Genomic DNA, 23,704 nt, shown 5'->3' with positions numbered 1-23,704 from the left:
CTGACTATCAATTTGTTAAAAAGGACAAAAGCAAAGAATATGGCTGCTCAGATTGATCAATTCGCCGATAATTTTAACGCGTTAATGCTATTTATGACACAACAAAGAGTTTTATGAGAAAGCCCTGTACCTTTTTTACAAAAAAATCTATGGAGACACAGACCAAGGTTAAGAAAGGTATCCCAAAGGGTGGCTGAAAGGTATATATTCAGAACAAATAAAAGTTTAAATTTTATAAATAAAGGAAAACTTATCGAATGATGTACAATAGAAATTTAAAGAGGGTATTAAATCAACAACCAAATTTGCGATTTTAATTGATATGAAATCTTTTTTTCCTGACAATGTCAAACAATTTCGGTTTCACTCCCGCAGTCGCTCGCGTCCCGCGAGTGACGACTATTTTCAGGCCTCTGACCACATATAAAAAGCCCCCCCTTCGCCAATCCAAACTATTCAACCCTCACCCCTTCCCCAATATTCAAGACTCGATGCGGCGTGCCGTATAATTGTGCTTGTTTTATAAACTCCTGCGGGTCTTCGGTGTTGAACGTAAACAGATCATAATGGTGCGGAATAACGAGTTTTGCGCCAATTTCCACGCCCAAACGCGCGGCTTCTTCGGCCGAAAGATTTCCCGCCACGCGCCGTTCGGGCTTATTACCGTTGATGGGTAAAAAAGCCACATCAACCGCAAAAGGCTTCAATACGTCTACGATGCCATCGTACCAGAGCGTGTCGCCCGAGTGATACACCCGATAACCACCAAACTCGGCCACAAATCCCATGAATTTGCAACGACCTTCGGCGTCGCGCTCCAAGGCGTTGTGTGCTGCTGGAACGCCGTAGATTTTAAATCCACCCACGACGACGCTTTCGCCGTCATTCAATCCAATTGGCCAATCCACCGCGCACTTCAGACGCTCGCCTACAAACGCGCGATTTGCTTCAGGAATCACGAATTGAAGATCAGGATTAGCGGCAAACAGTGGGATGAGCGTCTCGGCATCCAAATGGTCGGTGTGGTTGTGCGAAGAAGTCACTACATCAATCATGGTAAGCAACGCAGGGTCAATGGCCCGTTCACTCATGCGCGTGTGGGGTTTATCGGTTGCGGCGTATTTTACCGACAAGGCATCCGACAAATAAGGGTCAAAAAGCAAGTGTTTGTTTTGCCACTGAATCAGAAATCCGCTTTGGCCCAACCACCAAATTCGGAAGCCTTCGGTATTTTGGCGGTGCTGCTGAATATTGTGAAGAAGAACTTCGTCTTTTTGGAAAGCGGCAATCAGGGACATAGGCTCAACGGAATTTGGTTATTTTTAATAAACGGGTTAGGCAGGCAACTTTACTGTTTTTTGGCTAAAAATATCTCTTTCAACTTAAATTAGGCGAAATCCAGCTCTCGACTAGCCGCCTCAACCTATGTTTAATAGTAGCCTTGCCAATAAAAAAAAACGGTCATTCATTTGGATATTATTTTTATAAATCATTTACTTTGCATTACAAAGTACTTTTATCCATACAGCACTACTTTGCATCCAAAATACACTACCAAAAAACCATTTACCATGACCAAGAGAAACCTCCTAACAACGCCGCCCATCCATCCCGCATCTTTGGTGAAACCCATGTTGCTGGGTGCAGGGATTGCCCTCACCCTAATTACCATCTATCTGCTTGGAGTCAGCGAGCCTAACCCAGCATGGGGAAAGCTATGGATGCTTAGACCACTGATTATCGTTCCGTTGGCGGGTGCCATGGGGGGAGCTTTTTTCTTCTTCATGGATTATCAGCGTCAGCGGGGCAATTGGTCAAAGCTATTGACATACCTATTGAGCCTGATTGGATTCCTCTTTGTGCTGTGGATTGGGGTTGTGTTAGGATTGGACGGCACATTGTGGGATTAGGCCACTTTCACGCATTTGAATGAATGATTTTGACCAAAAATTTTAAAAATATATACTCATGAAAGCCGAAATACTGACCCATTTGAACGACCCTGGGCAACTCGAAAAGTTGTACCGAACCAATAAGGTGAATTTTAAGCGAGCGTTTAGTGCCTTATATCCAGAACTTAAAGGCAACTCACTCGCTGATTTCTGGAATGAAAGACTGAATTACGAAACTGACGAGATTAACTGGGGTACTCGCGGAGAATTACAGTTTGTGATAATTGCGGCGCTGGTTGCAGGTCTTATCGCTAAGCTACCCGCATTTTTATCCATTGACGAAGAGTTTTTCTTTTCCAGAAACGTCGGTTTTGTCATTTTTCCTGCGCTGTCGGCGTACTTTGCTTGGAAGAATAAATTATCAACCCCTAAAATCGCTTTTATCGTTGGCACCACCCTCGTGGGTTTGATTTTTATCAACTCCCTTCCCAATGTTAAGCAAAGCGATACATTGGTGTTATCATGTATTCATTTACTATTATTTCTTTGGTCAATATTAAGTTTTGCTTTTGTGGGTGAGGCACGCAATAACGATGAGAAACGTCTTAGCTATTTAAAATACAACGGCGATTTGGTAGTAATGACCACCCTCATCCTAATCTCAGGCGGCATCATGACCGCTATTACCATTGGCCTTTTCCAGCTGATTGGCATCAATATTGAAAAGTTTTATTTTGAAAATGTTGTTTTCTTCGGGCTACCCACTGCCCCAATTATTGGCACCTACCTTACCCAGACCAATCCCCAATTGGTAGGAAAAGTTTCGCCCGTAATTGCTAAAATTTTCAGTCCCTTGGTCTTGGTGATGCTGGTCATTTATCTGGTTGCAATGGTTTATTCGGGCAAAGACCCTTATAACGACCGGGAGTTTTTATTGATTTTCAATGCGTTATTAATTGGCGTGATGGCCATCATTTTCTTTTCAGTTGCCGAAACCTCGACGGCCACCAAAAGTAAGGCAGAAATTCTGGTGCTTTTTCTGTTATCCGTGGTAACTATCATTGTGAATGGCATTGCACTATCGGCCATCCTGTTCAGGATTTCAGAATGGGGAATCACACCAAATAGGGCTGCAGTTTTGGGTAGTAATGTGCTGATACTCATCAATCTGTTGCTGGTTACTGCGCAGCTCTACAAGGTATTTTCGAAGAAAGCCAACCTCAACGAAGTTGGCAAAACCATGGCGTTTTATCTGCCAATTTATGTCTTATGGACGATTATTGTGACCTTTATCTTTCCGTTAATCTTCGGTTTTAAATAAAGGAATGAGGTGCATATTTGAATTTATTTCTCACCCTTACACTTTGGTTATCAAAGGGTAAGGGTGAAATTTTAATACGTAGATGAAATTAGACTGAAACCTCTACTTTACAAACCGAATCACCAGAATTTCCAGCAATAAGAAGAGCAGCGCGGCCCAAAGGAAATAACTCCAAAGGCTGACACCGAGGTTTTGTTTTTGAAATTCTTTCACAAAATCGCCATCGCCTACATTGTCAAAAACCTGCACATTGGGCTGATTGGCAAACAGTTTGCGTAGTTCGGCGGGGGTATAATAATCCAACTGTGATTCCAAATTATCGTGATTAAAAGCCAACAGTTGAACCGTTTGGCCGTCTTTCTGAAGTTCATAATAGCCCGCATCCAAATCCTGATTGGCATTCAATTGGTTGCTTTTGGGTAACTCCAACGTCAATTGATTACCATTGAGTCGTTGAACGGGAATTAACTCAATTTTGTCCTTTTTGAGTTTAAAAACGGTGTTTTGGGATGATTCAGGCACCGTAAGCAAGACGGTATTTTCGTCGAAAGAATAGGCGGTACGCTGCTCACGTACGCTCTGCGCCGCAATCTTGTACATCACTGGCACAAACAAGGCATTTTGGGCAAAACTCCCAAATGACTCCGACAAAGGGTTGGCCATCACGTAGACTTTACCGCGCTGAATGGCCGACTGGCTCAAAAATACGTCACCACTGCGTAAGGAAAGCAATTTTGCCCCGCCGGGTTGCCACTGCCAAACGGGCTTTGAAACGGGCAATTCGAGATTTTCTTGCCGAACCGATTGTTCAAAAACATCACTAAAAAAAGGGCTTCCCCTTTCAGGATTGGCCAAAGGGATGGCTTCGTCGGAAGGCCGTTCCTGCAATCCACCCACACCCAACGACGACAAAAACCCGCCGTACGAAACTATATCGGGGTTGGAAGGCGGAATCACCAATACGCTTCCGCCGCGCTTGGCAAAATTTTCAATTTCGCTGCGCATCGCACCTTCAACGCGCTCTACACTTTCCAGAATCACCAAATCAGACTGTTTCAAAAGGCCAATATCGGCGTTGTTGGCGCTGACAGTCCGCAGGGTAAACAAACTATCGTTGGCAAATACCTTCTCTACCGAACGGGCGGGATTAGGCTGGCCTGCCACGTGGAGGACCCGAATGAGCGGCGAGGCATTGAGCACAAAAAAGTATTCGTTGTCAAACGTAATCGGCAAATCGTCGAAGGTAACCCGACCACGTTTAAAGCCTTTTCCCCGAACGTTGAAGTTAAAAGCCGTGGTAGCGGCTCCTTTAGGAGCTAAATTGACAGGAGCAGTGGACACCTGAACATCGTCTAAATACAGCTTTACGACCAGATTCTGCACGTCGTCATTGCCTGCATTGCTCACGCGCACATACAGCACATTGTTCTGAAACTCCCGCACAAAAGGCGTATTGAGCCATACCGAATCAACATACACATTTTGGGAGGCAGTCGTTTGTACAGGTATGATATACAGCCGATTAAGCGAGTCTACCTTAAGATTTGACAGGTCGCCAGCGGTGCTTTTTTGAAAATCAGAGAACCAGAACAACTGATTTTTTCCGCTACCCGCGTACCGCCCCAATAAATTGGCCTGACGTTTGTAAATGCTCGCAAAATTGCGCGGAGTATGGGCCAATTTCAGGGTCGTCAAGCGGTCTTTGATGCGGTCGGTGGTCGTCAATTGCTGCTCTTCGGGGCTGAAATCATTGGTAATCAGTTGCAGGCGCGTTGCGTTACGAAAAAGCGTCAGCAATTGGTCTAATTTTCCCGTGGCTATGTCCAGATACCGCTGATTATTGTCCTCATTTTGCATCGAAAACGAATTGTCGATGTAGGCACTAGTTACGCTTTGAGCGTTGGTTCCCGCTTTGTTTTTGCTGGGCAAATAAGGCTGGGCAAACGCAAAAACCAAGGCGGAGATGGCCAAAACCCGGGTGGCCAGTATGAGGTATTGTTTCAGGCGTCGAAACGAACTCGTTTCCATTTCGACGTTTTTCAAAAGCGAGACATTGGAGAAAAAAACGCGCCGAGTGCGGCGGAAGTTGAACAAATGGATGGCAATGGGAATGCCTACCGCCAACAAACTCCATAAAAAGGTCGGAAAAAGAAACTGCATTCGGGTTTTGGGTATTATCGGTGTTATATAGTCACGGCATGACTTAAAATTAGCAGCCGGAGCATACGTTAATTTTAAATATATAACTAACGCAAATATCGTGCAAAACGTTTGTGCTCTAAACGCCAATCCGTATTATCTTCCAAATTACGATTATTTTTGGGATAAAAAAGTATAAACCGTGGCGTCGGCTTTGAGAACCCGACGCCACGGCGCAAAAAATCCTAAATCCCCGCAATGACTTTATTGATTTTATCCAATCCCGTTTTAGCCACGACGAGTGCGTCCTGTGCATAGTATGTTTTGTTGAAAACCTCCAACGAAAGCACAATCGGACGCTCTGGATTTTTGATTGTTTTTAGGATTTGGGCAATGGGCGCCACACCATCGCCCGGATAAATGCGGTCGGCATCGACGATGGTCTCACGGGGCAACGAAGCGGGGTAATCGTTGATGTGGAAAATTTCAACGCCTGGTTTTCCCACCAATTTCAGCGTGTCAAGGCTGGAACCGCCTTTGTATAAATGGTACACATCCAATAACAAACGCGCCGACGGGTGGCCACTTTCGGTCGCTACGTACATCACTTCGCTCAATTTGTTCAGGTTTTTCGAAAAGCCCCACAGTTCCAAGTGCGGAATCACCTTGGTTTGGTCGCTGATTTCGAGAATAGCGCGGTAGCGCTCGGCGGCTTTTTGTAAATCTATTTTGGACGATTGTGGCGTTTGAGCACCTACGGAGGGCGTGGCTACGCGCATACAGCCCACTTCCGCCAACAGTTCCATTTCTGTTTTAAGTTGGGCGAGGCCTTTGGCGCGGGCAGCTTCGTCATCCACAATCCAAGGGGCAAAACCAATGGCATTTTCAATGGTTATGCCCAAATCTCCCGCTATTTTTCGGGCCTGAGCGGGTGTATTTCCTTCTTTTATAAAGTTTTGGAGGGTATCCATCCAGATTTCTACCGAACGGAAACCTGCCTTTGAGGCCGTTTCCAATTCTTTGACAAATCCCAATTTTTGCCCCCGAATTGTACTCATATTGAGGCAAGGAATGAACGCAGGTTTTTTTGCAACGGCGGCGGTGGCAGTCTCAGGCAATAGACCCGCTCCAGCGGTGGAAGCCAGAACGGCAAGGGTTTGACGACGGTTTAGGACAGACATAAGGGTTAACAAAATAAGAGGTTTGGTAGGAAAAGGCTTTTTAAGTCGAAATTTAACAGTCCGTCGGGCGTTTTTGTCGTTGTTTCTCAAAAATCCTTTTCGCTTCAAATCAGAAAGGGGCACCGGCTACATGAATGTTGTCACTCGGTTTGATAAATTATTGTTTATTTTTCCTTCCCATAAAAAAAGCCCGACCCTAGGGTCAGGCTTTACAAAATATTTTTAGCAGGTCACTAAAATTTCAGCGGCACCGAGAAGCTCGACGTATCCCACATGAAAATCAAGGCGTTGTCTTTTACTTCAAAATTCAGTTTTTCCACGGGTTCTTTCAAAGCAATGGTTGGCACGGTGATGCGCAACACATCTTTATCTTGCTTATAGTTATAGGCTCCCCATTGTTTTGGCTCACTGTTGAGGATGACAACCCATTCTTTTTCCCCAGGAATTGAAAACAATCCGTAGTCACCCGCTTTTACGGGTTTGCCACCAAATTGTCCATCTTTTTTAAAGGTAATCACGGTTGCTTCGTTGGCACCGGTACGCCATACTTTGCCGTATTTTTCAAGGCTTTGGCTACCTTCAGCCCCAAAAATAACCCGACCGCGCTTGGAAGGCTGTCCAAAGACCACTTTCACGTCTTTACCATCTACCGTAATGAGCGGGCTTTTAGGGGGATTTTGACTACAGGCAAAATTAAGCGCAATAAGCGAAAGGAATAAGGCAAAAATTGAATTTCTCATGTTTGTTTGTTATTTGTTTAATGAACTTACAATGAAACGTTTTTAGGTTTGAAAAGTTGTAAACTAGCGAAAAAAACACATTTTTTTCAGGATATTTTCTTACAAAGAATCGTAATATCTAAATAAGGAGACCAAGTTAATTTCTTTGGAAAGATTGAGCCCTTCTGTTTTTGCGTAGTTTTTTACGTCATTGGATTTTGAGCCAAACAGTTTAAAAAGTCGATTTTTAGAAGGAATTTCCCGCAGTCTATCCCCTTCTTTCAAGTAATATTTCACCGTTTTCAAAAACTCACCATCGTATTCATCGCCCCCCTCGGCTTCGTAGCCCGTTCGCTGACTTGAGTTACTAAAAATCAACGAACACCCATATTCTTTCCAAATCTGACTCCCTCCTTCGTAAATAACCTCGTAATATTGATTTTTGTACTGTCTAAACGTATGGCCTTCCATCGTAAAAGAGACGGGTTTCATGACAGTGGCTTCCATATTGGGGTTGTTGGATAAATAAATCTCCTCTTTCTGAATATTATAGGCCATCACAAACTCCCATTCCATTCCAGTGCCCGTTTGGACTTTACCACGGTACCAACCATTCTTAAAAAAAGGTGTGCCTTTGTAGGTTTTGATAAAATCCTGATTACTGGTGTTAATCAAATCTTGCCTTTTGTAATGCGCAACAAAAACGGTATCTCCTTTTTTATTGACCTCAATGGTGTTGCCAGAATCGACAATTTTTGACTCTTGCACAAAGTAGTTATACGGTTTGTTTTCCTGTGCTTTCGTCCAAAAACACAGGAAAAACAGCGACGCGACGTAGAGTGTCTTTTCCATTTGTTGAAATAAAAAATGAATTTATTGTACCGAAAACAAGATGTTTTATAACAAAAAATCAATTATCAGTACCAATAATGGGCGGAGAAAGCAAGCGCAATACCCTTAAAGTGCGGAAATAAGATTGAATCTACAAAATTTACCCTCTCCTTAATTCCTTCATCCTCAGCATTTAATTATCAGGCTTTTATTGGCAACAACGGAATAACACAAAGTTATACCAGAAAGTTAAAATTTATCCTTCATGAGTGCAGTAATTTTATCGTTTCTTCAACCTCCTGGGCTTTTTCAAAAACAAAAGATAATTTTCTATTCGAATGTTTCTATTATTTTAATCAGTCTGTTAATATTGTACCACTACTCCCGTTCACATTTATGCCCATCCCGCCCGACGAACCCGTTTTAGCGCAGCTTTGGCGCCGCTTTCAAAGCGGGGATGAGCGGGCATTTGACAAGCTGGCAGAGCTGCGTTATCGGTTACTTTTCAACTACGCCACACGCTTCACCAAAAATAGGGATGTTATTAAAGACTGCATTCAGGATCTTTTTCTTGAATTGTGGGAACGCCGCGAAAAACTCGTAGAAACCCCCTACGTAACCATCTATCTTGTTAAAGCCCTACGTAATAACCTGTTGCGAAAATTACGTCAGGAGAAATCACTGGGAGAAACCGATGAATGGGACAAGGAAGGCTTAACGGATGAGATGACCATTGAGCGAGAACTCATTGCGGCCGAGCTGCTCAACGAACAAGCTCAAAACATTCGTCGAGCCATTGAGCAACTTCCACCGCGCCAACAGGAAGTTGTTTTCTTGAAGTTTTATGAAGGACTTTCCAACGAAGAGATTGCCCAAATTATGGACATCGAACGGCAAACCGTTGCCAATTTTCTGTACCGTGCCCTGTCCCAAATGAAACACTTCCTCCCCTCCTTTATTCTTCTTGTCCTGCTACCAATATTATTTTCTTTGTGTTTTGCCTAAACGTTTAAGTTGAGCAACTACAATCTTTCTCCCTATCAATCAACCAGTTGTCGTTTTTAAAAATCGCCAAAGCGCTATTTTTATGGCGGTCGAAAAAATAATTCAAAAAAAAATCCCCAAAAAAGGGTATTCCTTCTTTGGTAAATACTATTTCCATACAACACACCCAGAAAAGATAAAATTAAATCAATGAAAGATTACACAAACTATACTACCTCTGACTTTATCCTTGACGATTCGTTTCGGCGTTGGGTGTTAAAAAATACCCCAACTGACCACGATTTTTGGGTGGAGTGGATAAAACAAAATCCTGGGCAGGCTGAAAACGTGACCATAGCCCAACAATTTATCCACTCCATGCACCAAGCCCACGAGTTAGTGACCGAAGATGAAATAAAAATCGAATTAAACCGACTTTCTGAAGCCAGAAGCCCCAAAGAAATTACTTTTATCCCGTTGCTTAATCGAATAACCTACTGGAAACAGGCCGTAGCCGCCGTGATTGTCATCGGCTTAGTCGGGTTCCTCTACACTGTATTAAAAACCAATCTGACTTCTCCCGCCGCCTACGAACTTCGTAAAAGTGAGTGGGGAGAACAATTGGTAGAAATTGACAATAAAGGCACCGCGCAAAAAATAATCACCCTCCCCGACGGAAGTCTGGTAACACTGTACCCAAAAAGTCGGCTGAGTTACCCAAAGACCTTCGTCACATCCCAACGCACCGTAAATCTGAGCGGCGCAGCCTTTTTTAACGTAACCAAAAACCCTAAGCGTCCTTTTTTGGTGTACGCCAATGAATTGGTTACCAAAGTACTCGGCACTAGTTTTACCGTTCGGGCATTTGACAAAGACGCGAAAGTGGAAGTAATCGTCAAAACGGGTAAAGTGTCGGTATTCTCGGCAAAAGATGCCAATGCTGAAACCAACACTCCCGCACTCACGGGGCTGATTCTGACGCCCAATCAGCAAGTGGTGTTTGACCGTAAGGCGCTCAACATGACCAAAACACTGGTTGGTTTGCCAGCGCCAGTGATTGCCCCAGAAGAACAGAAATCAACTTTTACCTTTATTAATACCCCCGTTAATGAAGCTTTTGAGAAACTTTCCAACGCTTATGGTGTGACCATCGTGCACGACCCAGCGGTGTTGAAAGGTTGCGAAATAAGCGCAGAATTTACGGATGAATCCTTTTATGAACAGCTTGACCTGATTTGTAAGGCCATCGACGCTCGCTACGAGGTAGCCAACGCTCAGATTGTCATTTACAGCAAGGGGTGTTCCAACAACTGATTATTCAAACCCTAAATTAACAACCTCCAATATGACCTAAAAATTCTTATTTACCACTCCCTGAAAAAATAAAATCGGAAACGCGCCAACGTTCCCGATTTTAGACCCATCCCCCGCAGTTTCTCAGGCTTGCTACCATCCGGCTTTCGTCGGACAGAGGGGACTTTTTTGTAAAAATTGTAACTTTAAATCGTTTCAAATGTATGAAAAATGGTTCTAAAACGCTAAAGGTTTTCCTAAAAATCATGCGTCTCTCATTTTACCAACTCTTACTGTCGGTCTTTGCGTGTACATGGGTACTCGCAACCAACGGTAATGCCCAAGAATTACTGAATCGTCGCATCTCTGTCAGCATTGAAAATCAAAATGTTGAGTCTGCGATTCGTAAAATCAGCAAGGCCGCTTCCGTTCGCTTTGTGTACAGTCCACAGTTGATTCGGGCCGACCGAAAAGTAAACCTCAATATGCAGGACAAATCCCTTTCCGACGTACTGGAATCGCTGCTGAAACCCCTACAAATCTCGTACGAAGTGGCTGGTTCTCAGATTTTATTACGCACTGAGCAAGTTAAGCAAGAAGAAATACCACAGGCAAATTCCCAAAACACCGTCATTGATATAACCGTCGGTGGTACTGTAACCGACGAAAAGAATGAAGGCATACCAGGCGTAAGCGTAGCCCTCAAGAATACTACGCGAGGAACCACCACCGATGCCAATGGAAAATTCAGCTTGTCGGTAGTCGATGAATCGTCTGTTTTGGTCTTTTCATTTTTAGGGTACGAAAAACAGGAAATAGCCATCGGAAGCCGAAAAATCATCAACCTCCAACTCCGACCCGACCCAAAAAGCTTACAGGAAGTAGTGGTAGTGGGCTATGGTGAGCAGCGCAAAGAAACCCTTACCGGCTCCGTAGTCACCATCAATGAGCAAGTCTTCAAAAACCGTGGCCCCGTTTCCAACCCATTGTCAGCTTTACAGGGTCAGGTGCCTGGTGTAGTGGTTACCCGCAATTCGGCCCAACCCGGTCGAGAGCAGTGGAATTTCCAAATGCGCGGAGCTTCTTCGGTCAACAACAGCGACCCGTTGGTCATTATTGATGGTGTACCCGTCCCTGGCACCAGCGCCCTTAATTCACTAAACCCCAACGACATTGACAACATTTCCTTTTTGAAAGACGCGGCTGCTTCCATTTATGGCTCTCGTGCCGCTGGTGGCGTGGTGTTGATTACGACCAAAAGAGCCAAAACCGGCAAGCCTACCGTTGAATACAGCGCGGCATTTTCTCAGAAAAAAATTGGTTTACAACCCGATTTAGTGCGCATCAACGATTGGTGGGGTCTGATTCGCGAAGCCCGTACCAACGACGGCTTTCCCGCCACTGATATATGGAACAACCTCACCACCGTCATGGAAAAAGCCTTGGCGCAGGGAAAACAATGGCTAACTCCCGCAGAATACCAAGCGTTGAGCGTACCGGGAGCGGGTCTTTTTGGAGATGTGAAAGACTTTCCATTCTTTGATCAAACCATGCAGGATGTACTGTGGGGCAATGCCCATTCGCAGGAACATCAGTTGAGTGTGGCCTCGCGCGGTGAAAAGGCTGGCTATCGTGTATCACTTGGCTATTTGAATGACGGCAGTTTATTACAATGGGGGAACAATTCCAACAAACGTTACAACCTCCGCCTCACTCACGATTATTCGTTCTCCAATAAGTTGAAATTAGCCACCAATATCTCGGTAGAGCGTCAGCAAATTGTTCAGCCAACGCAACTGGGTTCCATCATGAACAATGGTATTCAGCAAGGAATGCCGCTTTTCAACCAAAAAGGACAAGCCTACGTGTGGGGCTCCGGCATTGGGAATGCTTCGCAGGTATCCATTGCAACTTTTGGCGGCGACAACAAAGAAGCCAATACCCGCCTCAATACTAATCTTAATTTGACTTATAATGCAACCCCCAATTTAAAATTGGTCGGAACGGCAGGCTATTATTTGCTCACAACCGACTATCGTACTTTTGAAAATAACATTCCCTTTTACGACTACACCGGAGCTAACCTGATTGCCTATCTTCCGTCCCGTAGTTCATACCAACGCGGCAACAAACAAGAAGCCTTCTACAGCGCCAATGCCTACGCTGAGTTTAGCAAACAGGTCGCTAAAATTCATGATTTTAAACTGACGGCGGGGTTGCAATACGAGCGTAATGAATACAACCGATTCATTGCCAAAACCTTGGATGCAATCCCCAACGTACCCAATTCCCTTAATTTAAGCACGGGCGACCCTACCACCAAAACCGTGTCTGAAGCCCAAAATCATTATGCCATTGGTGGTTATTTCAGCCGTTTAAACTACGCCCTCAAAGACAAATACCTACTTGAAGCCAATGCCCGCTACGATGGCTCGTCGAAATTCGACGCGCAAAATCGTTGGAAAGGTTTTTGGGGCGTATCGATCGGCTGGAGAGTAACGCAGGAGAAGTTTATGCAAAACATCCCCTTTTTGGATGATTTAAAAATCAGGGCGTCTTACGGTAGTGTCGGTAACCAAAACGGAATTGGATTGTACGACTATATTCAGTTCATGAATATCAACTTCTCACCGGGAGCCACCAGTGCGGGCTTCCCTATCCTCGGCACCAGCCCAGCGGTGCGAGTAGCACCTTCTGGTTCGTTGGTTGCCCTTGACCGTACGTGGGAAAAAGTAATCAATCAAAACATAGGCGTTGACTTTGCTTTGCTGAAAAACCGCCTCTACGGAACCCTTGAATTCTTCAAAAAGAACAACAATAATATGCTGATTGCTCGCACTTATTCGGCCGTTTTGGGGGCCAATGCCCCCGACGGAAACAACGGTACGCTCGAAACCAAAGGTTGGGAGTTATCGCTGGGTTGGCGCGACAAAATCGGAAATCTTTCTTACCATATTTCGGGCAATCTCTCCGACAATACCAATATGCTTGTGGGGTATGGCGGTCAAAAAATCATTAATTCGGCCAACCGTGGCCTAAACGGAGCCGTTGAAGGCTATCCTTTAAATACTTATTTTGGGTTAGTGTACGACGGTCGTATCCAGAGCCAAGAGCAACTCGAAGCCTATCGTAAATTTATTGCGGGCAACAACATCGGGCTTCCTGCCGGTGCGGCTACGGCACAAGCAAACGCCCGTCTGAGTTTAGGAGATAATATGTTTAAAGACGTAAACGGCGACGGAAAACTCACCTTCCCCGAAGATGCCGTCGCACTCGGACGCGATGATCCCCGTTTTATCTATTCTTTCAACGGTGGATTTGAGTGGAAAGGGTTTGATTTCAACGCCATTTTCCAAGGCGTTGGCAAACGTACCATTATCCGCGATGGCAACTGGCGTATACCCGCCGCCGTGATTTTTCAGGCACAGAATACTGCATTTTTGGGCAAAACATGGTCACCTACCAACACCGATGCTTTTTATCCACGCCTTTCTACCACAGGAACCATCAACAATTACAACTATTATCAGTCGGATTGGATTGTGGAGGATGGTTCGTACATCCGTCTCAAAAATGTGGTATTGGGATATACATTACCCGGCAGCCTAACCCAAAAAGCGAAGATTCAACGCCTTAGAGTGTATTTCTCAGGCAGCGATTTGTGGGAAAAAGCCAATATCCGCGATGGTTGGGACCCCGAAGCAACCCGCAGCGTAGCCAATACTGGCGACGGCGAAAACAACAATGTATCGACCTTCAGCCAACGCTTCCCGTTTTATCGTTACATGACGTTGGGTTTAAACCTTACTTTTTAATCACGGCAAAAAGTAATCGAACCGCAAATTTTAAAATGAATCAAAATGAAAAATCATACCATATATAAAGTCTTGACAATCGCCGGGATCATTTTCTTTTCCTTTGGTTGCAACAAGCTCGTTGAGATGAAGCCCATCAACGAAATCTCCGACGCCAGTTATTGGAAAAATGCCGAGCAGTTTAAATTGGCGGCCAATGAGTACTACACGTATTTAAGAGGTTTTGCGGATATTTTGGACAACAACCCCCACTCCGACCGCAGAAGCGACATTCTATACAGTCGCGACGGTGCCAATACGTTCAGCAACGGCACCAACACCATCCCAATCACCGATGGAAGTTGGAATACCGCCTATTCTCGCATCCGAGCTACAAATTACCTGTTGGACAAAGCCGCGACTTATCCTAGTCCCGCTGAGATTGAAAAATACGTAGCCGAAGCCAAGTTTTTCAGGGCGTATTTGTATTTCGATTTGTTGCAACTATTTGGCGGAGTTCCCATCATCAAAACCCCGCTTTCTCCCGAATCGCCTGAACTGCAAGCACCCCGCAACAACCGCGATGAGGTCGTAGACTTTATCATTGCCGACCTCGAAAGTGCCATTGCCGCATTACCGCTCGAAAGTGCCATTGCTGGGGCAGACAAAGGGCGTGTGAGCAAAGGAACGGCACAAGCGTTTTTGAGTCGCGTAGCTTTGTATGAAGGGACTTGGCAGAAATTCAGAAACAACTCTGCCCGTGCGAATACCCTCTTGGACAAAGCCATCATCAATGCCGACGCGGTGGTTTCAAGCAAACAATATGAACTTTTTGCACCTGCGGTATTGGGCGACTCGGCCCAGAAATACCTGTTTATTCTGGAAAATCAACAGTCAAACCCCGCTAACTTAACCAAAGCAGCCAACAAAGAATATCTTTTGGCCAACCGGTACGATTTTGCTTCGCGCCAAATTCGGATTAATATCACTCATCAAATGCAAGGAAATATCCACTGGGGAGCTAAGAAGTTGATGGATATGTACCTCTGTCAAGATGGCTTGCCCATCGAAAAATCGTCCCTCTTCAAAGGCTACAAAACCACACTTTCTGAGTACGAAAATCGGGACAACCGCGTGTTTTATACCTGGATGCAAGACGGAAAATACTACTGGAACAACGAAAATCCCGGCGCACGTACTACGTGGAAGGGTGACGCCGCCGACATTGCAAGTTCGGGCGGAAGATTCAGCCCCGCAGGCGGCAGTGGGTATGCACCCCAAAAATTTGCCACCGAGCGTCGTTTGCAAGACATGGAAGAGGCATACGACTACCCCGTCATTCGTTATGCTGAAGTCCTCCTCAATTACGCCGAAGCGGTTTTTGAAAAGAATGGAACCATCGGCGATGCTGATTTGGATAAATCGTTGAACTTAGTCCGCAACCGCATCAATAAACAAATGCCCAAACTGAGCAATACGTTGGTACAAACCCATGGCTTGGATATGCGTACCGAAATCCGTCGGGAGCGTACACTGGAATTGTTTTTGGAAGGCTTTAGAGTGGATGATTTGAAGCGTTGGAAAACCGCCGAAACCGAAATGCCCAAACCCATTGAAGGGATTGTATGGACTGGCACCGCCTATGAAACTCGTTGGGCAGGAATTAAAAATCAGGTGGTTAATGGTAATTATCGCTTAGAAGGCAACCGCATATGGGCGGAAAAACATTATTTATTACCAGTTCCGTCGCAGCAAATTCAACTGAATCCCAACCTCACCCAAAATCCCGGTTGGTAAGAAATTAAATAGGTTAAAAGTGAATCAATCGTAGTGGCGCAACTATGCGCCACTACCTTTAACCCACCTCATTTTTATGAAATACACCACCACCCTAATCATCTCTTGTTTAATCATTTACGCCGTTAATGCCCAAGTGTTTGTTAATCAAAGTTTAGATTATTCGGTTAAAAAAACCGAAGAAACGTTACAGCTTATTCCCGACAAATCGAAAAACATACCCCGCAACATCAATACGAATTCGACAAACTGGCGATTTGTCAATTTCAGAGATTGGACCAGCGGTTTTTGGCCCGGTACGCTGTGGTACTTATACGAATACAACAACGACGCAAAGCTCAAAACCAAAGCCGACGAGTTTTCGCGGTTGCTCACGCCGTTATCAGAGGAACCCGCCTCTGACCATGATTTAGGGTTTCAGATTTTTTGCAGCTTTGGCAATGGTTATCGTTTGACCAAAAATCCTGAATACAAGACAATTATCTTGAAATCGGCCGATATTTTGGCAACGCTCTACAACCCCAAAGTAGGAACGATTTTGTCATGGCCGCGCGAAATCAAAAAGTTTGGCGGCCACAATACCATCATCGACAACATGATTAATCTGGAATTGCTCTTCTGGGCGACCAAAAACGGGGGCAGTAAAAAGTTATACGACATTGCCGTTCAACATGCAAAAACCACGATGAAAAATCATTTTCGGCCTGATTTTACATCGTACCACGTCGTGGTGTATGACACCTTGACGGGCAAAAAAATCAAAGGCGTAACGCATCAAGGCTACGCCGACAACAGTATGTGGGCGCGAGGACAGGCATGGGCCATTTATGGCTTCACGATGTGTTATAAAGAAACCAAACAGCCTGAATTTCTGGAGTTTGCGCAAAAAGTGGCGGATGTATATATCAAAAACTTACCCAAAGACCTGATTCCGTACTGGGATTTCAACGACCCCAAGATTCCCAACGCTCCGCGCGATGCCTCAGCGGCGGCGGTCACGGCTTCGGCGTTATTGGATTTGTCAACGTTTGTGAAAGACAAAACCAAACAACAAGATTATTTCACCAAAGCGCAGCAAATACTCGAAGAATTGTCCAGTAATCGCTACCAAAGCGGCGACCGAAACAGTGCCATTTTGCTGCATTCTACGGGGCATCACCCCAACGGAACCGAGATAGATGCCTCCATCAATTACGCCGATTATTATTACGTAGAAGCATTGATGAAGTTAAAATCATTCAAAAAAGCAGGCAATCCATGAAAAAAATGTCCATCAAGTCAATCGCTGACACGTTGCAGATTTCGACCGCTACGGTTTCGTACATCCTAAACGGCAAATCGAAAGAGAAACGAATCAGCGAAGAATTGACCCAAAAAGTGTTGGAGTATGTCGAGAAAAATAACTTTAAGCCAAACCATTTGGCCAAAAGTTTGCGCACCGGCAAAACCAACGTCATTGGCTTGATGGTAGAAGACATTGCCGATACTTTTTTTGCGGGAATTGCGGGAAACATTGAAAATATCGCCTACGAAAACGGCTACAAAATCATTTATAGTAGCACCAAAAACAATCCGCAAAAAGCCAAAGATTTGATAAATACCTTTCGCGAGCGCAACGTAGATGGCTACATCATTACGCCCACGGAGGCCATTGAGGAAGATATTAAGGCCCTGATGAAAGACAATCTACCCGTAGTTTTGTTTGACCGAAATTGCCAAGATGTAGAGTCCAGTTATGTCGGCATGGACAATTTTGATAGTGCTTATCAAGCCGTTAAATACCTCATTGCCCAAGGCTACAAAAATATCGGTTTTGTGACACTCGATTCTACCCAACCCCAGATGATTGACCGCCTGTTGGGCTACGAGCGGGCTATTCATGAGCACCGTATGAAGTCTTTCATGGTAAAATTTGATTACCTGACGGCTAAAACAACCGACATTACGGATGATATTGAACAGTTCATGCAGCAAAGCCAACAGATCGATGCGCTTTTTTTTGCCACCAACTACTTAGCTATCAGCGGCATAGAAGTATTGGGACGTTTAAAAATTAAAATCGGCGAAGAAATAGGGATTGTGGTTTTTGATGACAACGACCTGTTCAGGATTCACCAACCCACGATTTCGGCCATTGCTCAACCCGTCCATGAAATGTCCAAACAACTCATTCTTACACTTTTAGAACACATGAATAATACTGGCATTAAACAAGCTTACAATCCCCAAAAGCACGTCCTTCCTGCGACTTTGATTAAACGGGCTTCCTCCCAAAAAGAGCCTTCCTAATCCTAATTTTCACACTTTTTTTAAATTCTTAAGCATAATAATCCCTTATGCAATTATCTAAATTCACTCTCCTATTGGGCTTGCTAATCAATCAATTTACTGTTGCCCAAAACGGTATTCTTGAACCTACCCGAACCAGCATAACCTCGCCCAACAAAAACTTGGTGTGTCAGGTTTATCAGCGACAGGATTCCGAAGGCAAAAGAGTCATTTATTACACGGTCAACTATAAAAATCAGGCCATTGTCACTGAATCTGCCCTTGATATTCAGTTGGACAACCATCTTTCCGAATTGGCAATGGCGTTGAAGGTGGATAAAACCAAAAAATGGTGTGAAGACATGACGTATCTGACCACCGAAACGACCCAAAAAGATACCACTTGGAAACCCATCTACGGTGAGCGTTCGCTGATATTGGACAATTACGAGGCGGCGACAATTTCTTTCCAAAAAGCGAGCAATGCCGATTACAAAATGCAAATTCAGGTGCGGGCCTACGACGAAGGTATTGCGATTCGTTACTTTTTTCCCGAAAACCCAAAAGGTAGCTATTACCAAATCAAGGCCGAAAACACCGAGTTTGCGATGCCCGAAGGTACCATTGCTTACTACACACAATGGGCTCAGGCCAAGTATTTCCCGATGCCTTTGCAAGATTGGGTGGACGATTGCGAACGACCTTTGACAATGAGATTGAAAAGCGGTTTATACGTCAGTTTGGCTGAAGCTGCCATGGTCGATTATTCTCGAGGCAAATTCAAACTCAGCGCCGAAAAACCCAATACCATCGTCACCTCACTCGATGATAAAGTAGATGCTATCACTTATTTCGGCACGCCGTGGCGGGTAATTATGGTCGCCGAAACGGCTGGAAAGCTCATTGAAAACAATGACATTTTGTTGAATCTGAATGAATCCAACAAAATCAAAGACACCTCATGGATTAAACCGGGCAAAATCATCCGAGAAATGACCCTCACTACCGAAGGGGCCAAAATAGCCATTGATTTTGCCCAAAAGCGCGGCTTGCAGTACATTCTGTTTGACTGGAAATGGTACGGTCCTGCCCTCACGTGGGACTCCGACGCCACGCTGGTAAAAGCACCAATGGACATGCCAGCCATTGTAAAATACGGTCGGGAACGGGGAATCGGCATTTGGCTGTACGTCAACAAGCAGGCGCTCATCAAACAGGCCGACGAAATTTTTCCTTTGTACAAAAAATGGGGAATCAAAGGTGTGAAGTTCGGTTTTGTGCAGGTCGGCAGCCACCGTTGGACGGTTTGGGTGGAAGAAATGATCAAAAAATGCGCCGAAAATCAGCTGATGGTCAACATCCACGACGATTGGCGACCCACGGGAGAAATGCGTACCTATCCAAATCTGATGACCGCCGAAGGAATCCGTGGCAATGAAGAAATGCCCGACGCCACGCACAACGTCACGTTGCCGTTTACGCGATACATTGCGGGGGCGGCCGATTACACTGTGTGTTATTTCGACAAACGCATCAAAACCACGCACGCCCATCAATTGGCGATGGCGGCCGTGTATTACAGTCCGTTACAAACGCTTTATTGGTACGACAAACCCGCTTTGTACGAAGGGGAACCCGAATTGGAGTTCTGGAAACATATCCCCACCTCATGGGACGAAACGCGCGTAGTTCAGGGAGAAATCGGGCAATTTATCACCACCGCCCGCCGAAGCGGCAACGATTGGTTTATCGGAACAATGACCAACAACGACGCCCGAAGCCTCGAAATTAACTTCGACTTTTTGCCCAAAGGCAAAAAATACCAAGCCAAGATTTATTCAGACGACGACACCGCAACCACCAAAACCAAAGTAGGTATTCAAACCCAAGAAGTGGACAGCAACACTGTTCTGAAAGTAAGCCTAAAAGCTTCTGGCGGTCAGGCTATATGGTTGCAAGAAAAGTAGAATTTAAAGGCCACAAGGTGACCCCAATTTTAGGAAAATAATACTATGCAAAAATACATCGGAGCAGACATAGGCGGCACACATATTACCGCTGCACTGGTCGATATTCATTTGGAAAAAGTAGCCGAACATTCGTTACGGCGTTCTCAAGTGAATCCGCACGCCCAAGCCGAAGAAATCTTAGCGATTTGGGCCGATACCATTCATGGAGTGGTCGATTCTGCTGAACTCCAACATTCTCTAATTGGCATTGCAATACCTGGGCCATTCGATTATAAAAACGGCATTTGTTGGATGAAAAATGTCAACAAATACGAGCATTTGTATGGCCTAGATATTAAAAATGAGTTAGCAATTCGTCTGGGATTAGCGCCCCAACAAATCAGTTTTAGAAACGATGCTGAGGCATTTTTGGAAGGTGAAATGCTCTTTGGCGCAGGCAAGACATTTGAAAAAAGTCTGGGTATAACCCTCGGCACGGGCTTAGGTACTTCGTTTTTTGAACATGGAAACGCGGTTGATTTGGCCTTGGGCATCAATCACCCGCTGCATGAGGGCGTTGCAGAAGACTTCATTTCAACCCGGTGGTTTATTGCTCGTTATGAGATGCTTACCCATAAACCTCTGTCAGGCGTAAAAGAATTAGCAGAACGATACGATACTGATTCTTTCGCCAAACAGGTATTTGAAGAATTTGGCCAAAATATCAGCACCGTTATGGACAAGTTTGTGGAGAAATACACACCTGATGTCATTGTTTTTGGTGGTAACATCGCGCAGGCATCGGCCTTGTTTTTCCCCGCTATGGAACAACGTTTGGCTAAGTATTCACCAAAAGTTTCCCTCAAAAAATCAGCCCTTCACGAATATGCCGCGCTCATGGGTGCCGTAGGATTTGGGGTAGCAGAAACTAAATAACCACATGAATGCCTATCCCAGAGAAAGTGAGCACCACAGAGATAAATATCACTCTGTGTTCCTCCCTTTCTCTGTGGTTTAAAAAATCAACCCCATGAAAAAATTTATCATTATTTGTCTAAGTTGCCTACTTTTCAAAGTCACTCTTGGCCAACAAAAAAAGGCACACCCTTATTTATTTTACACCAACGAACGCGTCAAACAAACCCAAGAGCGTATCAAATCCGACACTCTAATGGCAAAAGCGTGGCAAACGATGCTGTTGCAAGCCACCAAATCATTAGAGACCAAGGGCGGCAACCTAGAGGTGATTACCCTTGCCTATCGTATGACGGGTGATAAAAAATACGCCGAAAAAGTCAAAACATTGCTATTGGATTGGGTAAACCGACCGCAATGGGATGGGATGGACGACCGCACTCCCCGCTGGAATTCGGGATTGAATACCGCTCGTGGCTGTTTTCAATCCGCTATTGCCTTTGACGGTATCTATGATATGCTTTCCCCCGCAGAACGGAAAGACATTGCCGCTAAAATTGTAAAACTGGGCATCGAACCTGCCCTCAATGACTGGGTTTCGGAAGATAAACGTCTTCATTCACTCAATTCGATGGGTCACAACTGGTGGTCGGCGGTGGTGTTTGAAGCAGGAATTGCCGCTTTGGCAGTTATGAACGAAGAGCCCAAAGCCAATGAATGGGCCCATGAAGTGATGCGCGCTAGCAAGGAATGGTTTACTTTTGCGGGGAGCATATTGGAAAACAAACCCGCCAATTTTGACCGCGACGGCGGTTTTTACGAGAGCGTCAGCTACGCTAATTTCGGAGTGTCTGAGTATCTTTATTTTCGTCTGGCGTGGACCAATATCTTCGGAAAAATCAACATGCCGTACGATAACACCTTGACCAAAACGGTAGATTGGTTTATCAACGCCTCCTACCCTACGTCCAAAGGCCGCATGATGTCGCTCAATTTTGGTGACTCCAACGACCACGCCAACGGCGAACGTCCGGCCAAATTGCTACTGGCGTTAGGCTTGGGAAAGGAGCATTATCACTGGTATCTCAACGAAATCGGCAACAGCGAGGGCCGCGAAGACCTAAATTTGAATACCCCGTTGGGGCTCTTGTATACTGTTGAAGGTAAGAAGTCAGAGGTAAGAGCTATTGCAAATCCGTTGCCCACCTCCGCCATTTACAAAGACATGGGTTGGGGAATGCTGCGGTCTTCGTGGGCGAAAGATGCAACGCTTTTAGGCGTAAAATCGGGCTTTACGTGGAACCACGCCCACGCCGATGCAGGTTCGTTTGTGCTCTATCATAATGGAAAATATTTGTTGATTGACGGCGGCGATGTCAGTTACGGGTTGCCCGAATACAGCTCCTATTTTGTACGTAGCGAAGCCCACAACGTGATGCTGTTCAACGGCAAAGCCCAAGACCCGCAAGACCAGTACCATGCCGTAAAAACCGTGGGGCAGTTGCATCATCTAGTTGACGGCGGCAGTCTCAAATACATCATGGCTGATGCCACCGCCCCCACATCCCGCTATTTTCTGCGGAATTACCGCCATTTCCTATGGATTGACAACGTGATTCTGGTCTTGGACGACCTAAAAACCTACGAAGTAGGTAAGTTTGAGTTTTTACTGCATTACCAAAACGAAGCCAAAAAGAAAGGGCCAGACCTCGAAATCACCAACGGCAATGCCTCGGTACTTTTCCGTCCGTTGTTTCCCGAAACCCTGCCTTTGGGGTATCCGCACGATTTTCCTGATAAAATGAAATTGGAAGAACGACAGGGCCTCAAAGACCGAGATATAAAAACCAAAATTCCGTATTACGCGCTTTCACCTGCCGAACCTTCTCGCCAAACTAAGTTCCTGAATACCATTCTTTTGGTAAACGAAAACAACAAACCCCTTGAAACCTTTGTAGGCTCGTCAGGCGCAAACGGCGCAGCCGCCCGTACCAACCTTCCAGTTATTGAAAAACTTGAAGGCACCAACATGATTGGCGTCAAAATAACGCAAAACGGCAAGGTCACGATGGTATACCTCAACTTACTCGCTGATGGTCGCCTCATGCACCGCAACGCCAACAATACCATCGAAGGCTGGGAAACAGATGCGTATCTCACCGCCATCACTTACCCCGAAAACGCCGACATTTCCAATCCCGACAACGCAACATCAATTTTTGTCAGCAACGGAAGTTATTTGAAGAAAAATGATAAAGTGTTTTTAAGCTCATTATCAAAAGTTTTCTTGAATGTGGCGTATGAAAAAGACAAAATAGATGTACAATTGGATGGACAGCCGGTAATGCACGTTTCGCTCCGCTCAGTTCAAAAGCCGCAATCGGTTGTAGTGAATGGCAAATCGGCGAAAGTGGAACATTCAAATCAGAAGGTGGTATTGGATATTGAAAAATGAGTTTTCAGGGTAGCCACTGTGGGGCAAAATATCTGGTCAAGACATCTCTTAGCTACAACTAGGCAGTGCCTAACGGCACAGTTCCGTAAATAACTAAACGTCATATATTCCACAATTCACTGGTTTAAAACACATTTAAAATTGAAAACCTCTTTCTACAAAGCGG

The 23,704-nt window shown here is 45.0% G+C and carries 16 protein-coding genes; 11 read left to right on the top strand and 5 right to left on the bottom strand.

What is annotated here, in order from left to right; translation table 11 throughout:
- Positions 1 to 452: 452 nt before the first annotated feature.
- Positions 453 to 1,298, bottom strand: a complete 846-nt coding sequence (locus DVG78_RS21775) for an MBL fold metallo-hydrolase (RefSeq protein ID WP_114463146.1) — start codon at positions 1,296 to 1,298, stop codon at positions 453 to 455.
- Positions 1,299 to 1,571: 273 nt separating this feature from the next.
- Between DVG78_RS21775 and DVG78_RS21770 the strand changes: the two genes are divergently transcribed.
- Positions 1,572 to 1,910, top strand: a complete 339-nt coding sequence (locus DVG78_RS21770) for a potassium transporter KefB (protein ID WP_114463145.1) — start codon at positions 1,572 to 1,574, stop codon at positions 1,908 to 1,910.
- Between the two features lie 58 nt (positions 1,911 to 1,968).
- Positions 1,969 to 3,213, top strand: a complete 1,245-nt coding sequence (locus DVG78_RS21765; RefSeq protein WP_114463144.1) for a hypothetical protein — start codon at positions 1,969 to 1,971, stop codon at positions 3,211 to 3,213.
- Between the two features lie 102 nt (positions 3,214 to 3,315).
- Here DVG78_RS21765 and DVG78_RS21760 read toward each other — a convergent pair whose 3' ends face one another.
- The 4 genes from DVG78_RS21760 to DVG78_RS21745 all read right to left on the bottom strand — a co-directional run bounded on the left by DVG78_RS21760 (position 3,316) and on the right by DVG78_RS21745 (position 8,104).
- Positions 3,316 to 5,373, bottom strand: a complete 2,058-nt coding sequence (locus tag DVG78_RS21760; protein WP_114463143.1) for a BatA domain-containing protein — start codon at positions 5,371 to 5,373, stop codon at positions 3,316 to 3,318.
- A gap of 224 nt (positions 5,374 to 5,597) precedes the next feature.
- The gene (locus DVG78_RS21755; RefSeq protein ID WP_114463154.1) at positions 5,598 to 6,533 is read right to left on the bottom strand and encodes a sugar phosphate isomerase/epimerase family protein; all 936 of its coding nucleotides are present in this window, start codon (positions 6,531 to 6,533) and stop codon (positions 5,598 to 5,600) included.
- 233 nt (positions 6,534 to 6,766) lie between these two features.
- Positions 6,767 to 7,273, bottom strand: coding sequence for a DUF2911 domain-containing protein (locus DVG78_RS21750; protein ID WP_114463142.1), 507 nt, complete (start codon positions 7,271 to 7,273; stop codon positions 6,767 to 6,769).
- 99 nt (positions 7,274 to 7,372) lie between these two features.
- Positions 7,373 to 8,104, bottom strand: coding sequence for a hypothetical protein (locus DVG78_RS21745; protein WP_114463141.1), 732 nt, complete (start codon positions 8,102 to 8,104; stop codon positions 7,373 to 7,375).
- A 375-nt stretch (positions 8,105 to 8,479) separates the two neighbouring features.
- Here DVG78_RS21745 and DVG78_RS21740 point away from each other — a divergent pair, with 375 nt between their 5' ends.
- The 9 genes from DVG78_RS21740 to DVG78_RS21700 all read left to right on the top strand — a co-directional run bounded on the left by DVG78_RS21740 (position 8,480) and on the right by DVG78_RS21700 (position 23,538).
- The gene (locus tag DVG78_RS21740; RefSeq protein ID WP_114463140.1) at positions 8,480 to 9,088 is read left to right on the top strand and encodes an RNA polymerase sigma factor; all 609 of its coding nucleotides are present in this window, start codon (positions 8,480 to 8,482) and stop codon (positions 9,086 to 9,088) included.
- Between the two features lie 189 nt (positions 9,089 to 9,277).
- Complete coding sequence (locus tag DVG78_RS21735; protein ID WP_114463139.1) at positions 9,278 to 10,381, top strand: FecR family protein; 1,104 nt, start codon at positions 9,278 to 9,280, stop codon at positions 10,379 to 10,381.
- Positions 10,382 to 10,626: 245 nt separating this feature from the next.
- Positions 10,627 to 14,175, top strand: coding sequence for a TonB-dependent receptor (locus DVG78_RS21730; RefSeq protein ID WP_158550072.1), 3,549 nt, complete (start codon positions 10,627 to 10,629; stop codon positions 14,173 to 14,175).
- Positions 14,176 to 14,301: 126 nt separating this feature from the next.
- A complete protein-coding gene (locus DVG78_RS21725) occupies positions 14,302 to 15,951 on the top strand; it encodes a RagB/SusD family nutrient uptake outer membrane protein (RefSeq protein ID WP_229598290.1) in 1,650 nt (549 codons plus the stop codon).
- 76 nt (positions 15,952 to 16,027) lie between these two features.
- The gene (locus tag DVG78_RS21720; protein WP_114463136.1) at positions 16,028 to 17,212 is read left to right on the top strand and encodes a glycoside hydrolase family 88 protein; all 1,185 of its coding nucleotides are present in this window, start codon (positions 16,028 to 16,030) and stop codon (positions 17,210 to 17,212) included.
- Positions 17,209 to 18,240, top strand: coding sequence for a LacI family DNA-binding transcriptional regulator (locus DVG78_RS21715; RefSeq protein ID WP_114463135.1), 1,032 nt, complete (start codon positions 17,209 to 17,211; stop codon positions 18,238 to 18,240). Before DVG78_RS21720 ends, DVG78_RS21715 begins: the two co-directional genes overlap by 4 nt.
- A gap of 47 nt (positions 18,241 to 18,287) precedes the next feature.
- The gene (locus DVG78_RS21710; protein ID WP_114463134.1) at positions 18,288 to 20,186 is read left to right on the top strand and encodes a glycoside hydrolase family 97 protein; all 1,899 of its coding nucleotides are present in this window, start codon (positions 18,288 to 18,290) and stop codon (positions 20,184 to 20,186) included.
- A gap of 45 nt (positions 20,187 to 20,231) precedes the next feature.
- Positions 20,232 to 21,104, top strand: coding sequence for an ROK family protein (locus DVG78_RS21705; RefSeq protein WP_114463133.1), 873 nt, complete (start codon positions 20,232 to 20,234; stop codon positions 21,102 to 21,104).
- Positions 21,105 to 21,198: 94 nt separating this feature from the next.
- Entirely contained in the window at positions 21,199 to 23,538 is a 2,340-nt protein-coding gene (locus DVG78_RS21700; RefSeq protein ID WP_114463132.1) for a heparinase II/III domain-containing protein, read from the top strand.
- Positions 23,539 to 23,704 lie beyond the last annotated feature (166 nt).

The organism is Runella aurantiaca (assembly GCF_003339505.1).
In the GTDB taxonomy this organism is placed as follows: domain Bacteria; phylum Bacteroidota; class Bacteroidia; order Cytophagales; family Spirosomataceae; genus Runella; species Runella aurantiaca.
The sequence above is the reverse complement of the archived record's forward strand: the minus strand, read 5'-3'. Positions and strand labels throughout refer to the sequence as shown.

Coding starts and splice junctions, on each gene's coding strand:
- DVG78_RS21760 (WP_114463143.1), bottom strand. CDS start 5,373: ATGCAGTTTCTTTTTCCGACCTTTTTATGGAGTTTGTTGGCGGTAGGC.
- DVG78_RS21775 (WP_114463146.1), bottom strand. CDS start 1,298: ATGTCCCTGATTGCCGCTTTCCAAAAAGACGAAGTTCTTCTTCACAAT.
- DVG78_RS21750 (WP_114463142.1), bottom strand. CDS start 7,273: ATGAGAAATTCAATTTTTGCCTTATTCCTTTCGCTTATTGCGCTTAAT.
- DVG78_RS21725 (WP_229598290.1), top strand. CDS start 14,302: ATGAAGCCCATCAACGAAATCTCCGACGCCAGTTATTGGAAAAATGCC.
- DVG78_RS21735 (WP_114463139.1), top strand. CDS start 9,278: ATGAAAGATTACACAAACTATACTACCTCTGACTTTATCCTTGACGAT.
- DVG78_RS21700 (WP_114463132.1), top strand. CDS start 21,199: ATGAAAAAATTTATCATTATTTGTCTAAGTTGCCTACTTTTCAAAGTC.
- DVG78_RS21710 (WP_114463134.1), top strand. CDS start 18,288: ATGCAATTATCTAAATTCACTCTCCTATTGGGCTTGCTAATCAATCAA.
- DVG78_RS21770 (WP_114463145.1), top strand. CDS start 1,572: ATGACCAAGAGAAACCTCCTAACAACGCCGCCCATCCATCCCGCATCT.
- DVG78_RS21740 (WP_114463140.1), top strand. CDS start 8,480: ATGCCCATCCCGCCCGACGAACCCGTTTTAGCGCAGCTTTGGCGCCGC.
- DVG78_RS21765 (WP_114463144.1), top strand. CDS start 1,969: ATGAAAGCCGAAATACTGACCCATTTGAACGACCCTGGGCAACTCGAA.
- DVG78_RS21715 (WP_114463135.1), top strand. CDS start 17,209: ATGAAAAAAATGTCCATCAAGTCAATCGCTGACACGTTGCAGATTTCG.
- DVG78_RS21705 (WP_114463133.1), top strand. CDS start 20,232: ATGCAAAAATACATCGGAGCAGACATAGGCGGCACACATATTACCGCT.
- DVG78_RS21720 (WP_114463136.1), top strand. CDS start 16,028: ATGAAATACACCACCACCCTAATCATCTCTTGTTTAATCATTTACGCC.
- DVG78_RS21745 (WP_114463141.1), bottom strand. CDS start 8,104: ATGGAAAAGACACTCTACGTCGCGTCGCTGTTTTTCCTGTGTTTTTGG.
- DVG78_RS21755 (WP_114463154.1), bottom strand. CDS start 6,533: ATGTCTGTCCTAAACCGTCGTCAAACCCTTGCCGTTCTGGCTTCCACC.
- DVG78_RS21730 (WP_158550072.1), top strand. CDS start 10,627: ATGCGTCTCTCATTTTACCAACTCTTACTGTCGGTCTTTGCGTGTACA.